Source organism: Prolixibacter bellariivorans ATCC BAA-1284, assembly GCF_000621705.1.
GTDB classification, from domain to species: domain Bacteria; phylum Bacteroidota; class Bacteroidia; order Bacteroidales; family Prolixibacteraceae; genus Prolixibacter; species Prolixibacter bellariivorans.
Genome location: NZ_JHXO01000014.1, coordinates 81,912 through 97,134 on the forward strand (window position 1 = coordinate 81,912; position 15,223 = coordinate 97,134).

General features: G+C 45.0%; 12 protein-coding genes and 4 tRNA genes. 7 read left to right on the forward strand and 9 right to left on the reverse strand.

Translation table 11 applies throughout. The features are described from left to right. Window positions 1-28: 28 nt before the first annotated feature. The 8 genes from T426_RS26035 to T426_RS0118680 all read right to left on the reverse strand — a co-directional run bounded on the left by T426_RS26035 (window position 29) and on the right by T426_RS0118680 (window position 6,782). Entirely contained in the window at window positions 29-1,822 is a 1,794-nt protein-coding gene (locus T426_RS26035) for an alpha/beta hydrolase-fold protein (protein ID WP_025866293.1), read from the reverse strand. Between the two features lie 12 nt (window positions 1,823-1,834). Continuing rightward, window positions 1,835-2,473 (reverse strand): DUF459 domain-containing protein, encoded by a 639-nt coding sequence (locus T426_RS24290; protein ID WP_025866294.1) that lies wholly within the window; start codon window positions 2,471-2,473, stop codon window positions 1,835-1,837. 43 nt (window positions 2,474-2,516) lie between these two features. Beyond that, the gene (locus T426_RS0118655) at window positions 2,517-5,381 is read right to left on the reverse strand and encodes a TIM-barrel domain-containing protein (RefSeq protein ID WP_027586108.1); all 2,865 of its coding nucleotides are present in this window, start codon (window positions 5,379-5,381) and stop codon (window positions 2,517-2,519) included. Window positions 5,382-5,822: 441 nt separating this feature from the next. Beyond that, window positions 5,823-5,907, reverse strand: a tRNA-Leu gene (locus T426_RS0118660). A gap of 69 nt (window positions 5,908-5,976) precedes the next feature. Further along, window positions 5,977-6,061: transfer RNA gene (locus T426_RS0118665), tRNA-Leu, on the reverse strand. An 84-nt stretch (window positions 6,062-6,145) separates the two neighbouring features. Continuing rightward, window positions 6,146-6,481, reverse strand: coding sequence for a hypothetical protein (locus T426_RS0118670; RefSeq protein WP_025866265.1), 336 nt, complete (start codon window positions 6,479-6,481; stop codon window positions 6,146-6,148). 107 nt (window positions 6,482-6,588) lie between these two features. After that, a tRNA-Leu gene (locus T426_RS0118675) sits at window positions 6,589-6,672 on the reverse strand. A gap of 26 nt (window positions 6,673-6,698) precedes the next feature. Then, window positions 6,699-6,782 (reverse strand) — tRNA-Leu (locus tag T426_RS0118680). A gap of 331 nt (window positions 6,783-7,113) precedes the next feature. Between T426_RS0118680 and T426_RS0118685 the strand changes: the two genes are divergently transcribed. After that, window positions 7,114-7,545 carry a NifB/NifX family molybdenum-iron cluster-binding protein gene (locus T426_RS0118685; protein ID WP_025866266.1) on the forward strand — a complete coding sequence of 144 codons (432 nt, stop codon included), beginning with the start codon at window positions 7,114-7,116 and terminating at the stop codon, window positions 7,543-7,545. A 37-nt stretch (window positions 7,546-7,582) separates the two neighbouring features. On the opposite strand, the gene T426_RS0118690 is transcribed toward T426_RS0118685, so the two are convergent. After that, the gene (locus T426_RS0118690; protein ID WP_025866267.1) at window positions 7,583-9,787 is read right to left on the reverse strand and encodes a S9 family peptidase; all 2,205 of its coding nucleotides are present in this window, start codon (window positions 9,785-9,787) and stop codon (window positions 7,583-7,585) included. 243 nt (window positions 9,788-10,030) lie between these two features. Between T426_RS0118690 and thrS the strand changes: the two genes are divergently transcribed. From thrS to T426_RS0118720, 6 genes are all read left to right on the forward strand, one after another. Beyond that, window positions 10,031-11,980, forward strand: a complete 1,950-nt coding sequence (gene thrS, locus T426_RS0118695) for a threonine--tRNA ligase (RefSeq protein WP_025866268.1) — start codon at window positions 10,031-10,033, stop codon at window positions 11,978-11,980. Between the two features lie 82 nt (window positions 11,981-12,062). Continuing rightward, window positions 12,063-12,572, forward strand: a complete 510-nt coding sequence (gene infC, locus T426_RS0118700; RefSeq protein ID WP_051539217.1) for a translation initiation factor IF-3 — start codon at window positions 12,063-12,065, stop codon at window positions 12,570-12,572. 24 nt (window positions 12,573-12,596) lie between these two features. Then, window positions 12,597-12,794 (forward strand): 50S ribosomal protein L35, encoded by a 198-nt coding sequence (gene rpmI / locus T426_RS0118705; RefSeq protein ID WP_025866270.1) that lies wholly within the window; start codon window positions 12,597-12,599, stop codon window positions 12,792-12,794. A 111-nt stretch (window positions 12,795-12,905) separates the two neighbouring features. After that, window positions 12,906-13,250, forward strand: a complete 345-nt coding sequence (gene rplT, locus T426_RS0118710; RefSeq protein WP_025866271.1) for a 50S ribosomal protein L20 — start codon at window positions 12,906-12,908, stop codon at window positions 13,248-13,250. A gap of 219 nt (window positions 13,251-13,469) precedes the next feature. Continuing rightward, complete coding sequence (dapB, locus tag T426_RS0118715) at window positions 13,470-14,192, forward strand: 4-hydroxy-tetrahydrodipicolinate reductase (RefSeq protein ID WP_025866272.1); 723 nt, start codon at window positions 13,470-13,472, stop codon at window positions 14,190-14,192. A 51-nt stretch (window positions 14,193-14,243) separates the two neighbouring features. Further along, window positions 14,244-15,223 (forward strand): S26 family signal peptidase (locus tag T426_RS0118720; protein ID WP_027586111.1); only part of this gene is annotated, 980 nt, incomplete at its 3' end.

A 15,223-nucleotide genomic window follows, 5' to 3' on the forward strand; every position in this document is an offset into this window, starting at 1 on the left:
TAAGGTTTTTAGGGCATTTGATCTCCGGCTATTTGAAAATCTGCTGCACAAACCAATACAGGTTGTTAGCCCATTCGGTATCGTCGTGTGCATTGCCGTCCACATTCCACACATGCGGTATACCTTGTTCTTTAAGGTACCTATGCACGCCCTGGCTGACCCGGATCAACCCGTCCTTGCTGCCGCTTGCCAGCCATAGCACCTTGAGGCTATCTTTGGCGGCCGTCGGGTCGGGCAACAGCGGGGCTTTGGAAAGCCCACCAAATTGATTGGTATTCGGGGCCGACGAAAATCCACCGATGTAATCGAACAGATCGATATGGGCCAAACCGATGTTCAGCGTTTGACCGCCTCCCATCGACAGTCCTACGAGGGCACGGTGTTCGCGGTCAGTATAAACCGAATAATGCGACTCCACGTAAGGAATAATATCTTTGAGCAAGTCGTTTTCGAAAGGCTCGCCGTAACCTTTAAATCCGTCTTTTCGATCCGCCCGTTCGTCAGGTTTTGGATTGCCAACCGTTACATTTGCATTGCAGTTTGGGAATACCATGATCGCCGGCCCGATCTTGCCGTCGGCCAACAGGTTATCGACAACATAGTCGGCACGAACCCAGTATGGCCACTGGCCGGCAGTGGAATTAAGGCCATGCAGCAAATAAATCACCGGGTACTTTTTATCCGCCGAATAACCGGGGGGCGTGTAAACTAGCATTTCGCGCTGCGTGGAGAGTGTTTTGGAATCATATTTCACCGTTGTCATTGTACCGTGCGGAACATCACGTTTCTCGCGGAATCCGGCAGGCGGATCGCTAAAGACCTGTTTATCATCGGGCCCGAGTTCGATAGGTCCGCCAAAGCCGCCACGGCGTGCTCCCTGTTTGACAGCAACTGAACCATGTACTACAAGTCCTCTCATTTCAAGCCATTTGCGACAGGCTTCGGGCCAGGTCGATTCGGTGTTTTTCGTTTTGCCCATGCCATACCCATGTCCGCCCGATTGGTACAGATGGAGTTCGCAGGGGATCTTGTACTTCTTCAAGGCCAACGCATAATCAATGCTGTTCCGCACCGGAACGACATTGTCATCCATCGATTGCACCAAAAATGCCGGGGGAGTTTGCGCATTGACCTGCAGATCGTTTGAGAAGTGCTTCACTAATTCCGGAGACGGATGTTTTCCCAGTAGATTTTCCCGCGAGCCCATATGGGTAGTGGTCGAATCCATGGAGATGACCGGATATATCAGTAACGAAAAATCGGGTCGGGCACTGGTAGAGTCAATGGGTTGATACGCCTTCTCATTGAAATGGGTAGAAAGGGTCGATGCCAGATGTCCTCCGGCAGAAAATCCCATGATTCCGATTTTGTCCGGATTGATGCCCCATTCTTTGGCATGGCGCCTGACAATGCGCATCGCCCTTTGCCCGTCCTGCATGGGGCCAATCGATTTGTTTTCCATGATGGAACTGTCCGGTAAACGATATTTTAACACGAAGGCGGTTACTCCCAGGCTATTTAACCATTCGGCGACCTTTTTCCCTTCATGATCAATAGCCAGCGCCCAATAACCGCCTCCGGGACAAATAACCACTGCCGTTCCTGTTGCTTTATCAGCAGGAGCTGGGTAAACATCGAGTACCGGGTCGGTCACAAACCTCATCTTGACCCAATTGTTAGCAGAATCAACCGTCTGTTTGAAATCCGGATTTGGAATCGAACCAGGAACTTTGCCATTCCACAGATCGATTACTTTACTTTGAGCAGACAAATTGCCGACACCCAACATTAGACAAATCAGTACCAGCAGTGTTTGTTTCATTCTATGAAATATTTATTTTTCAATCTCCTTTGCTATGAATCCCGCCATCACTTTGGCTGCATATTCGTTCGGGTGAATGCTATCAGTGAAATTCGCTCCCTGATCCAACATGTCATGGTAAAGGTCAATCACCGGCAAATGGTTAGCATTCGCCAGTTTTTCAACAATGGGAATCACACCGTTCACGACGGTTGAATCATTAATTCCCCATTTGGTTTTAAACACCGGAACCGGCAGACATAAATAAATCTGCGGATGGGTCGGTATCGTTCTGAACGTATCGATCAAAGCCTGGTAATCCTGTTCATACCGGCTGGCATTCCAATTCTGAGGTTTCGTGTCATTTGTTCCCAGCATGATGACCATAATATTGGGGCGAAAAACAAAATCATTTGAAAACTCCTTGCAAATCCAGTAAGGGAAATCGCCCTTCTTTTGCAACGTAGTAGCACTTCGTCCTGAATTCAATACTGTATATCCGGGACCAAGAATGCTGTCGAGTTCCACCGGATAACCTGTTTTACTTTGAACTGCTAATCCATAACCTTCGGTAATGCTATCGCCTACACACACTACCCGGATTACTTTTTGAGTGCATGAAGACACCACCACGAGGAATCCGATGATACTCAAGCCTATCAATTTTTTCATCCTATCAAAATTTTTAAATTTTTATTCCGATACCGGACTTCGACTACAATTGAATGGTTTGCTCGTGTCCGTCGTAGTTTATTTCTATTCCCTGTGCATCGGGGGCAAAAGCTTTTGGGTTTTCTTTTCCTACCGGAACAATCACAAATGCTCGCTCTTTCAGCATCCCTTTGAACTGCCCTTTTCGCTCCCCAATGGTCAGGGTTTCGTCTGCATCATTGTAGCTGAACGGGATATTGGAATAGGCACCTTTTTCGTAATCATAATTTACCCCTTCATCTTCGTAAAGCGTGAAATGGCCGTCTTTCCCACGATAGACGTACAACACGATTGGATCTACAGGTTTTTCGCCGGTATATTGGATCTCTGGCCCCACCGGAATGATAGCCCCTTCGTGTACAAACAATGGCATGCGATTATAGGGAGCATCCACAGTTAAAGACTGACCTCCCTGAATCAATTTTCCCGTATAGAAATTGTACCAATTGGTGCCTTTGGGAAAATAAACCTTACGACTGCGTGCCTGGTAGGTGTAGACCGGACAAACCATAAATGCCGGGCCAAACATATATTGGTCGCCAATATTTTCAACGCCTTTATCTCCGGGGAAATCCATCACCAGGGGGCGCATGATGGTGTAATCATCGAACCAGGTCATTCCGGCCAGGGTATAGATGTAGGGCATCAACCGGTAACGCAATTGGGTGTAATACAAAATAGAATTGTAGGTAGGAGTGCCTTTCGGAGCGATGTTCCAGGGTTCACGATAGGGGTATTGCCCGTGTGCCCGGTATAAAGGAGCAAAAGCCCCGAACTGGTACCAACGGGTGTTCAGCTCCCGCCACTCTTTGTAATCGGCATCTACTTTGCCTGTCCGGTTATACACCATCTGCCCTTTGACATACCGGTCTTCAACGCAGAAACCGCCGATGTCCATTGTCCAATACGGAATACCACTGATGGAGAAATTCATTCCGGCTGCAATCTGTGCTTTCATATCTTCCCAACGGGTAGCGATATCGCCACTCCAGGTGGCCGTGGAGTAATGTTGCAATCCGGCAAAGCCCGAGCGGGTTAACAGGAAAACACGTTTGTTGGGAGCTACCCCTCGTTGCCCGTTATAAATTGCTTCTGCGTTCATCAAAGCATATGCATTGAAATACTCAGTGGAAGGTCCCAAAGCGGTAGGTCCACACAACTCTTTCCGGTACTTCATATCGGTACAGTCAAGGATATTCGGTTCGCTGGCATCCATCCACCAGGCATCAATCCCCAACGGATATAAATTGTCGTACATCTGTTTCCAGAACAATTTCCGCGCTCCGGCCGAATAAGCATCATAAAATGAACCCACATAACCAGGCCCAACCCAGTCACGAATGCTGTCTTTTACAGCCTGCATATACATCCAACCATGCTGCTCGAACTCCTTAAAATGTTTGGTGTTCGCATAAAACTTCGGCCATACGGAGATCATCATATGGGCATGCATCGCATGAATAGAGTCGACCATCGCTTTCGGATCAGGAAAACGGTTCTTATCAAATTGATGGCTTCCCCATTTGGTTTCCGGCCAGTAAAACCAGTCAAGTACGATGTTGTCGATTGGAAATTTATGTGTCCTGAATTCTTTCAGGGTACTGAGTATCTGGTTTTGCGTTTTATATCTCTCGCGACTTTGCCAGAAACCCATGGCCCATTTCGGCATGATTTGCGACTTCCCGGTTAGTGTGCGGTAGCCTTTGATGATTTCGTCCATGGATTTGCCATATACAAAATAGTAATCCATTTTCTTATTCATTTCACTCCACCAGACCTGGCTGTTCTGCTCATCCCGGTGTAGCGGAGTCTCCACTTGTAACCCGCAATACGACTTATCACCATCCGGCTTCCATTCAACCCGGACAGGAACCCGCCGGTCTGCTTCCAGGTTTACCGTGAATTTGTAGCTATTGGGGTTCCATGCCGTTCTCCAACGTTCCGGCACCACCAACTTGTTATCGACGTACACTTTCACATACCCGGCATAATATAATATGAGGCGGTATGTTCCGCTATGTGGTGCTTCAATTTCCCCAGCGTAGGTTACATGGGCACCTTTTAAAGGGAAATTATCCGGCAAATTTTTGACTGTTTTAATATCCTCGAAGTAAAGCGAATCCTCAGTACGTAACAGGTTTGGCCTGGCTTTAGTCAGCGAAATATAGGTTCCGGTCAAACCGCCGGGCTTCCCATTTTCATCGTATAGCTTGAAAGCCCTGTTCAGTTGTTGGTATGGGCGGCTGTCACCAAACCGGCTCAGTGAATAGCTGTCCCATAACAATCCATAATTCTTGTTGGAAACGATAAAAGGCACCGACACCTTCGTATTGTACTGAAACAGTTCTTCACTTTTCCCTTTATAATTAAACTCGTCTGACTGATGCTGTCCCAGCCCGTAAAAAGCTTCATCAGCGGGCGAATCAAACAGTTGGCGGATGGTGTAGCCTTTTGTTCCGTCAACATTAATCGGGTTAAAGGTCCTGCCTCCACCCTTCTTTTCAGCTATAATCAGCTTACCTGTCTTATCCTTAAATTTGATTCCCCCATCTGCTTTGGAAATCATGACATTTAACTTTGCTGTACTTAACCGGATAGAATCCCCCTCATTGTCCACCGCAAAAGGCACGGTCTTTAAGCCGGGAACAATAATCAGACTTGAATCCTTTGGGAAATTTTTATCAGGAGTGGCGGAAATGTGAATCAACTCGTCTCCCAAAACCTGTAAACGAACCTTGTGGGTGGCCGTTTTTCCCTTCTGGTGCAAGGTTAGCACAATGCCATCATTCAACTTTTGATACTGTGTAGAAGAACACGAAGCGAATAAAAGCGCAAGTAGCAGGCTTAGATATATGTTTTTCCCTTTCATCGTCAATTAGGTTTTTAGAAGAATATTCGGCCAGCTAAATTCTCAAGAAAAAGGCAAAAACAGGGAGTACAAATGTTTTAAATAGGTGGAGAAAATATTAAAACAGGAAATTTTTTTTGATTGGCAAAAGATATGGACTATACCGTACCATACTATCATACAAAACAATACCTCTCACACACATATTATCTCATCGAAATTTGTCGTTGTGAGGTTTCCTGATATCCTTCCAAAGAAATAGAGGGGCATTCCCCTCATGCCGTTCAAGGCAGGGGATTTTTTTCTGTTATTGTAGACCAATGTGTCAGGTACTCCTTGCTTCATAAATTGCCCTTACCATTCCACCACGAATGACAAAATATGACTCACAGGATAATTTTGTAAAACAACAAAAGCACCCAAACCCTAAGGTTTAAGTGCTTTTCTCTATCAGGTGTTGTGTGCCCAGAACAAGACTCGAACTTGCACGCCGAAAACCGGCACCAGCCCCTCAAGCTGGCGTGTCTACCAATTTCACCATCTGGGCATTAAATACACTCTCGCTAAAAATATCAATCGAAAGTGATGAAGAACTTTTGCTTTAAAAAATGCGGTGTGCCCGGAACAAGACTCGAACTTGCACGCCGAAAACCGGCACCAGCCCCTCAAGCTGGCGTGTCTACCAATTTCACCATCCGGGCATTTTTTAATAGCGGTTGCAAATGTAAAAATTTTTGGAAAACATGGACGTGTTTCCTTCCCCTTTTTTGCAACTTTTTCGCTTGCTAGCGCTCGTACTGACGCTCAAACCCGACCCGTTCCACGATTCCATCCTTTGAAACATAAAAATAAGTCGTTTCTGTTTTTGTAGCTGCCGGGCTGTCAAATTCATCATACTGAAAGTTTCCGGTATTAATCGGTGCCTTTCCCAGATTCTTTTCACGAACGTAAACCATTACCTTTTCTCCATTCGCACGATGCTCCACGCGGGTAGGTCTTCCCTCTGCCAGTTGCACCTGTTCCCACTTCTTCCCTTCATAGGCTCTGGTGAGTTTTCCCTGCATGCTGCAACTGGTCAGCAAAATGATGCTGAACCCAACCAGTAGTAAAATATGCTTCATTAAGAATGTTTTTTCTTACTATCGTTGAACGGTAAATTTACGAAGTCGTATGGATTTCACAAGGAAGGTACCCAACAAAAAAGCCGGCAAGAATGCCGGCCTTTAAGTGCCCAGGAAAGGACTCGAACCTTCACGGCCTTGCGGCCACTAGTCCCTGAAACTAGCGTGTCTACCGATTTCACCACCTGGGCGTATCCCTAAATAGTTGAATTTAATGTGCCCAGGAAAGGACTCGAACCTTCACGACCTTGCGATCACTAGTCCCTGAAACTAGCGTGTCTACCGATTTCACCACCTGGGCATAATTTTTTTCAGAACGTTGGGCAATTGTGTTATCTGCAATTGCGGGTGCAAATATAAATGATTTTTTAGTTATTGCTAACCTTTCACCCAAAATTTTCGCCCTACATACGGCCATTTTTCTACACCTCTGGTCTTTCTTGCAGAAGGACAAAAACTTACTTCCACCGTCCTGTTCTTACCTTCTTTTCTGCTTAAAAAATGCCTGGTTTATTTGGAAATATCACAATCTTTTATGAACATTTGTTCACTTTAATTACTCATGACACATTTATGATGTCTGAAATTGAATGAAAACAATGTTTCACCAGAAATTAAAATAACTGAATATCATGAAAATTGCCGTACCAACCATGGATGGCGTAACCATTTCGCGCCATTTTGGTAAAACCCGGAAATTCAAAATCGTTGAGATAGAAAACAACCAGGTAGTAAAAGAGGAAATCCGTGACAACGATTTCACTGGCCATGCAAAAGAGGAGTTTAGTCTCGATACCTCGCATCTTCATCACCATGAACATCACCACGGTGAAGAACACCATCATGAGCATGAGCACCACCACGGTCATTCGCACGAAGGTATTTTCAATGCCTTAGAAGGGGTTGAAGCTGTTCTTTCGGGAGGAATGGGCCAACGTTTGTACAACGATTTTTCAGCCCGCAATGTGGAGGTTGTCATCACTGACGAAAACAATATTGATGCCGCCGTGCAAAAGTTTATTAAAAACGATTTGCCGCACATCGACCGCTTTTGCCAGCATTAAAAAAAGAACCCCGGAAGTTATCCGGGGTTTTTCTTTCTTATTTCTTTAGGTTGTTATTCAGGAAATCGGTAAACATCGTGTAGAGATGCATTCGCGTGTTTCCACCGTAAATACTGTGATTCCGGTTATTGTAAATCATCATTTGGAACTGCACTCCGGCCTGAACCATTTCTTCCGCAAACTCCATCGAATTTTGCAAATGCACATTGTCATCGGCTGAGCCATGTACCAGCAGCAGTTTGCCTTTTATTTCGGCTGCGTGATTCAGCGGTGAGTTTTCGTCGTATCCATCCGGATTTTGCTCCGGCGTACGCATGTAACGTTCAGTATAAATCGAGTCGTAAAAACGCCAGTTAGTTACCGGTGCTACAGCAATGGCTGCCTTGAAAATACCGGCTCCTTTTTCCAGCGAAAGCGCCGACATGAAACCACCGTAACTCCATCCCCAAATGGCAATATTGTTTTTATCGGTGTAAGGTAACGACCCCAGATATTTGGCTGCATCGACCTGGTCATCCGACTCCAGTTTACCCAATTGCATGTAGGTACACTTCCGGAAATCTTCGCCTCTTGCGCCGGTACCGCGCGGATCGACACAAGCCACCACATAACCGTCCTGCGCCAGGTAAGAATACCAGTCTACGCTGAACTTATCGAGCACTTCCTGCGAGTTAGGACCGCTGTACTGCGTCATCACGACCGGGTATTTCTGATTCGGGTTAAAGTTGAGCGGCTTAATCATCCAGCCATTCAGCTCCACTCCTTCCGAATTCTTAAAGGTGAAAAATTCCTTTTGTGGAATCTGATAGTCAGCCATTTTTTGCTTCAATGCAGCATTGTCTTCCAGTACCCTGATGAGCTTTCCGCGATAATCATGAAGCGTTACGTACATCGGTGTTTTCACATTCGTGAAATAGTTGATGTAATACTTAAATCCGCTACTGAAAACCGCATCGTTGGTACCTTCCTGCTCCGAAAGCTTGTACTTTTTCTTCTTATCGAGACTAACTGCATACACTTCACGGCGAAGAGGTGATTCGGCTGCCGCCTGATAATAAAACAATTTCCGGTCGGGGTCGTAACCGTAAAATTTGGTCACATCATAATCGCCATCAGTCAGCCTTTTTACTTTAATACCGCTAAAATCGTACAGGTACAAATGATTGTAACCATCCTGCTCGCTGGTAATCACAAAGTGTTTGTTATCCGGTAAAAATTTTAGGTTATCCAAAAAGTCCGTCTCTATATAGCGATCATTCTTTTCGGTGTAAACCAAACGGGTATCGCCTGAAAAGGGATTGGCAAACAACACATCCAGCTTGTTTTGTAACCGGTTCTCCCGGAAAACAGCCAATTCACTGGCATTAGGTATCCAGCGGATGCGGGGAATATATTGGTCGGTATCCGTTCCCAAATCGACATCGATGCTCGTCCGTGATTTGATGTCATACACATACACCTCTACAGTGGAATTTGGCTCGCCTGCCTTCGGATATTTGTACGTGTAATCATGTGGATACAGGCGGTTCTTCATGTGAGCCGGGTCCTCGCCTTTATACATCGGGAAACTGTATGTTGGAACAGCATCTTCATTAAATTTCATGAAAGCCACCTTTTTGCTGTCTGGCGACCACGCAAATGCCTTATTAAATTCGAACTCCTCTTCGTATACCCAATCCGGTGCCCCGTTGATGATATGATTACGCTTTCCATCGAAGGTAACTTGTCGTTCGGTGCCAAAACGGAGGCTTTTCACAAACAGGTTGTTATCGCGCACGAAAGCAACCCGCTCGCCGTTGGGCGAAAATGTTGCCAGCTGCTGGCATCCTTTCGTCGAGAGCGGAGTCACTTCCTTTGTGGTAAAATTGTACACGTAGTATTCTGCAGTAAACGAGCGACGGTAAATTTTATGCTTATCCGTCATTAACAGTACCCTCGATTCATCGGAACTGAATTCGTAATCGGTAATGTTTTTCAGGGAATCGATTTTCAGATCGGCAACCGACAAAACAGTGGCTACTTTTTCACCGGTTTTGTAACTGTATTTAACGATTTCTGTTCCGCCTTTTTCAAGTGTCGTATAATGAAGGCCATCCTTCATCGAACGCAAGCCTTCAACCGTTTTGGGCCGGAATGTTCCTTTTGAAACTACATCCGCCAGCGTAATCTTCTGCGCCTGAACCCGAGGAATAAACATAACCACTAAAAGCGCCAGAAAAAATAGACTCTTTCGTTTCTGCATAATGTTTTTTTGATTAATGAATTTTATATCTGTTTACCTATTTCCAAGATGAATCACCCTTTGGGGGCTTAAAATCGTCCCCCTCGCTAAATCAATCTTCAAAGATAAAAATTCAACCGTCATTCGGATATGTTGTAGGCAAGGGAATAAAATTCATGAAACCATAAAATTAAGCAGGAGTACAATTTTATGTGTGTCGAGATTATGATTATCTTTGCAGGCTAGAAGAAAACAGAGAAACAAATGATAAAAATTACACTTCCGGATAATTCTGTTAAGGAATTCGAACCTGGGGTAACCGGCTTCGATATTGCCCGCTCCATTAGTAACCGGCTGGCAAAAGATGTTCTGTCCATATCGGTAAACGGGCAGGTTTGGGATTTGATGCGTCCGATTAACGAAGACGCCAGTATTAAGCTGCATACCTGGGACGACCGTGAAGGAAAAGAAACATTCTGGCACTCATCGGCTCACCTGATGGCCGAAGCAATTGAGTTCTTCTATCCGGGAACCAAGTTCGGAATCGGTCCGACTGTCGACAACGGATTTTATTACGATGTTGACCTTGCTGACGGAAAAGTTCTTTCGGACAAAGACCTTCCGCAGATTGAAAAGAAAATGATTGAGTTGGCCCGGGAGAAAAATGACATTGTTCGTCAGGAGATTTCCAAAGCCGACGCACTGAAAACATATACCGAAAAAGGTGATCCTTACAAACAAGAGCTGATTTCGGAACTGGAAGACGGAACCATTACCCTTTATAACCAGGGTAATTTCACCGACCTTTGTCGTGGACCGCACTTGCCCAATACCGGTTATATCAAGGCAGTAAAACTGACCAGCATCGCCGGCGCATACTGGCGTGGCGACGAGAAAAATAAAATGCTGACCCGTATTTATGGTATTACTTTCCCGAAGCAGAAAATGCTGGAAGAATACCTGGTGATGCTGGAGGAAGCCAAGAAACGCGACCACCGGAAAATCGGCAAAGAGATGGAACTTTTTACCTTCTCGCAACGCGTTGGACTTGGTCTGCCGCTGTGGTTGCCCAAAGGTGCCATGCTACGCGATCAGTTAGAGCAGTTCCTGAAAAAGGTACAGAAGAAATTCGGTTACGAACAGGTTATCACTCCACACATTGGTGATGTTAATTTGTACAAAACCTCCGGTCACTTCCAGAAGTACGGTGCCGATTCCTTTCAGCCGATTCATACCCCGGCTGAAGGCGAAGAGTATTTGCTGAAACCGATGAACTGTCCACATCACTGCGAGATATACAGTAGCAAACCGCACTCCTACAAAGACCTTCCTGTTAGGATGGCTGAGTTCGGAACGGTTTACCGCTACGAACAAAGTGGTGAGTTACACGGACTGACGCGTGTGCGTGGTTTTACCCAAGATGACGCTCATATTTTCTGTCGTCCTGACCAGCTGAAGGAGGAGTTCCTTAAGGTTATCGATATTATTTTTATTATATTTAAAGCTCTTGACTTTAATGATTACACTGCACAGATTTCACTCCGGGATCCGAAGAATACAGAAAAATACATCGGCTCGGATGAAAACTGGGAAAAAGCAGAAAGAGCCATCATTGAAGCTTGTGACGAGAAAGGGCTGAATACGGTAACCGAATTGGGTGAAGCTGCCTTTTACGGTCCCAAACTCGACTTCATGATCAAGGATGCTTTAGGTCGGAGCTGGCAGCTGGGAACCATCCAGGTGGATTACAATCTGCCGGAACGTTTCGAGCTCGAGTACATCGGTGCTGATGACAAACGCCACCGTCCGGTAATGATTCACCGGGCACCATTTGGTTCGATGGAACGCTTTGTAGCTGTGCTTATCGAGCACACGGCTGGTAAGTTCCCGTTGTGGTTAACACCTGAACAAGTGGTTATTTTGCCCATCAGCGAAAAGTATAATGATTATGCTCAAAAAGTTTCAGAATACTTAAATAATTCCGATATTCGCGCCATAATTGACGAACGTAACGAGAAGATTGGCAGGAAAATCCGTGACAACGAATTGAAACGTATTCCATATCTTCTCATCGTTGGTGAAAAAGAAATGGAAGAAAATACGGTTTCTGTTCGCCGTCAAGGTGAAGGTGATAAAGGAACCATGCAACTTGATGAGTTCGCTGAATTTGTTAATAAAGAAGTTCGCGAACAATTGTCAGCCTTTTATAGTTAACCGTAATACTAATTAATCAAAGGAGGATTTAGCCATAGCAGTAAAAAGAGGCAGAGGCCCAAGGCCAAAAAGAGAAGACAAACTGAGTTTCCGGACCAATGAACATATCCGTGTTCCGGAAGTTCGATTGGTAGGTGAAAATGTAGAAAATCCGGGAGTTTTTCCCACCAGAGAGGCATTGCGCATGGCAGATGCACTCGAACTTGATCTGGTAGAAATCTCCCCGAAAGCAGTACCACCGGTTTGTCGTATCACCGATTATCAGAAGTTTCTTTATCAGCAGAAAAAGAAACAGAAGGAATTGAAAGCTAAAGCAACGAAAATAGTTGTCAAAGAGATTCGATTCGGTCCGAACACCGACGATCACGATTACAATTTCAAGCTGAAGCATGCTGAAAAATTCCTTCAGGAAGGTGCAAAGGTCAAAGCGTTTGTGTTTTTCAAAGGTCGCTCAATTCTTTTTAAAGAAAAGGGAGAAATTCTGTTATTGCGGTTTGCACAAGATCTGGAAGAGTTGGGTGCTGTAGAGCAAATGCCAAAACTCGAAGGAAAACGAATGACCATGTTTATTTCGCCTAAGAAGAAAAAGTAATTCGAATTTAAAGATTAGACTGTAATGCCTAAGATGAAAACAAATCCCGGTGCTAAGAAGCGTTTCAAACTCACCGGGAGTGGAAAAATCAAAAGGAAGCACGCATACAAAAGTCACATTCTGACGAAGAAGACGACTAAACAGAAGCGTAACCTCACTTATTGGGGTACCGTAGCCGACGCTGACAAAGCGAACGTGAAGAAGCTTCTCGCGATGAAATAATGGATTTCAATCCTTTTGAACAGAGATAGAAAATATTAGTTACTAACCGGATGATGAGCAACTAAGTGGTTTTGAGACAATAAACCCGCCATTATTCAAATTGTAGAAATTATGCCAAGATCAGTAAATCATGCGGCGTCGAGAGCGCGTCGCAAGAAACTCCTGAGCCAGACCAGAGGTTACTTTGGTGCCAGGAAAAATGTCTGGACGGTTGCTAAAAACACATACGAGAAAGGTCTTCAGTATGCGTACCGTGACAGAAAGAAAAAGAAAAGCCACTTCCGCGCATTGTGGATTCAGCGTATCAACGCTGCTGCCCGCGTCGAAGGACTCTCCTACTCACAGTTTATGGGGAAACTGAAAGCAGCCAATATCGAAATTAATCGTAAGGCTCTGGCCGATTTGGCTATGAACCATCCGGCTGCATTCACCGCCATTGTTGAGAAGGTAAAATAATTTTTTTCGGATTAGGTGAAATAAACATTCAGATATAAGGGAGGCTCAGGACGAGCTTCCCTTTTTTTGTCATCAACCAGTCTGTTCCCTTTTTCAAACACACACTTTCACCAAGTAAAACCATTCCCACCTTAACAATAATTCACGCATGCTTTTCCTCAATAATCTTATATTTGTAATTCCTGAAACGGAATATATACCAATTCAATAAAATTTTATATGAAGATTGCGCTAATCGGTTACGGTAAAATGGGGAGAACAATTGAGGAGATTGCCATTAGCCGCGGCCATGAGATTGTTTTGAAAATTGATGTAAACAATGCCGAAGCTCTTACAGAAGAGAACCTCAAAAAAGCCGACGTTGCCATCGAATTTTCAACGCCTGCTTCTGCTGTCGACAATTACCGGTTATGTTTTACATCCAATGTTCCGGTAGTTAGCGGTACCACCGGTTGGCTATCGCGCAGAGATGAGGTAGAAAAAGCTTGCCGGGAGAAAGAAGGCTGCTTCTTTTATGCATCCAATTTCAGTTTAGGCGTCAATCTTTTCTTCGAACTGAATCGCAAACTGGCACGCATGATGAATGCATTCGACCAGTACAATGTTAGCATGACCGAAGTTCATCATACGCACAAACTCGATGCACCGAGTGGTACGGCTATTTCACTTGCCGAAGATATTATCGGCGAAGTAAAGCGAATTGATTCGTGGACCATCGATGAACCGAAATCAGCTACCGAATTACCCATCGAAGCCATTCGCGAAGGCGAAGTACCGGGCATCCACACCGTGAAATACGATTCAGAAGTCGATTACATCGAAATAACTCACAGTGCCAAAAGTCGTCGGGGATTTGCCTTTGGAGCAGTTCTGGCAGCTGAATTCTGCCAGGGCCGGAAAGGCATCCTATCCATGAAAAATCTACTCGACGAGTTGGCCTAAGACTATCATAATTGCATTTCATCATATTTTGTAAGATAAACGCACTTTCGAATGAGAAGTATTCTGACAAACAAATGGTTTAAATTTGCCATTGTAGCTTTAGTGTATACCCTTTGGGTCATTTGGCTCGGTATTTACTGGTGGTTCTTCGGCCTGATCATGATTTTCGATATTTATATCACGCAAAAGGTACATTGGGCTTTCTGGAAAAAGAAAAATCCGCCGGATGGCAAGCAAACAAAAGTTGTTGAATGGGTTGATGCCATTATTTTTGCGGTCATTGCGGCATCCTTTATCCGGATGTTCTTTATCGAGGCTTACACCATCCCAACCTCCTCCATGGAAAAAACCATGTTGGTTGGCGATTACCTATTTGTCAGCAAAACAGCCTACGGACCGAAACTTCCCAACACCCCCATTTCGTTCCCGTTTGTACACCACACGATGCCGTTGACCAAAACCGTGAAGTCGTATTCCGATGCCATTCAGTGGAAATATCATCGGTTGAAGGGGTTTAGCCATGTGCATCGCAACGATGTGGTGGTTTTCAACTTCCCGGAAGGTGATACGGTAGCAGTCAATATGCAGGCGCAAAGCTACTATCAGCTCGTCAGGATGTATGGCCGAGAACGGGTCTGGAACGACAAGCGTACTTTTGGCGACATTATCTATCGTCCGGTCGATAAGCGGGAAAATTACATTAAACGCTGTGTGGCCATTCCTGGCGATTCGTTGAAAATTGTCAACGCCCAGGTTTTTGTTAATGGGAAAGCACAAATCACCATCCCGGGACTTCAGTACGACTACATTGTCACCACGGACGGGACAGCGATTAACCCGGAAGCTCTCGATCGACTTCATATATCGAAAGCAGACCGTCACCGAAACGGGGCTCAGTATATGTTTCCGCTGACCAAAGAAAATGTGGGAAAACTGAAGAAATTCAGTAATGTTATTTCTGTTGAACGAATGAATATGCCGGCTGGTCGCCCCGATCCGAACATTTTTCCGTTCGATCCGAAAGACTACCC

Coding starts and splice junctions, on each gene's coding strand:
- T426_RS26035 (WP_025866293.1), bottom strand. CDS start 1,822: ATGAAACAAACACTGCTGGTACTGATTTGTCTAATGTTGGGTGTCGGC.
- T426_RS24290 (WP_025866294.1), bottom strand. CDS start 2,473: ATGAAAAAATTGATAGGCTTGAGTATCATCGGATTCCTCGTGGTGGTG.
- T426_RS0118655 (WP_027586108.1), bottom strand. CDS start 5,381: ATGAAAGGGAAAAACATATATCTAAGCCTGCTACTTGCGCTTTTATTC.
- T426_RS0118670 (WP_025866265.1), bottom strand. CDS start 6,481: ATGAAGCATATTTTACTACTGGTTGGGTTCAGCATCATTTTGCTGACC.
- T426_RS0118685 (WP_025866266.1), top strand. CDS start 7,114: ATGAAAATTGCCGTACCAACCATGGATGGCGTAACCATTTCGCGCCAT.
- T426_RS0118690 (WP_025866267.1), bottom strand. CDS start 9,787: ATGCAGAAACGAAAGAGTCTATTTTTTCTGGCGCTTTTAGTGGTTATG.
- thrS (WP_025866268.1), top strand. CDS start 10,031: ATGATAAAAATTACACTTCCGGATAATTCTGTTAAGGAATTCGAACCT.
- rpmI (WP_025866270.1), top strand. CDS start 12,597: ATGCCTAAGATGAAAACAAATCCCGGTGCTAAGAAGCGTTTCAAACTC.
- rplT (WP_025866271.1), top strand. CDS start 12,906: ATGCCAAGATCAGTAAATCATGCGGCGTCGAGAGCGCGTCGCAAGAAA.
- dapB (WP_025866272.1), top strand. CDS start 13,470: ATGAAGATTGCGCTAATCGGTTACGGTAAAATGGGGAGAACAATTGAG.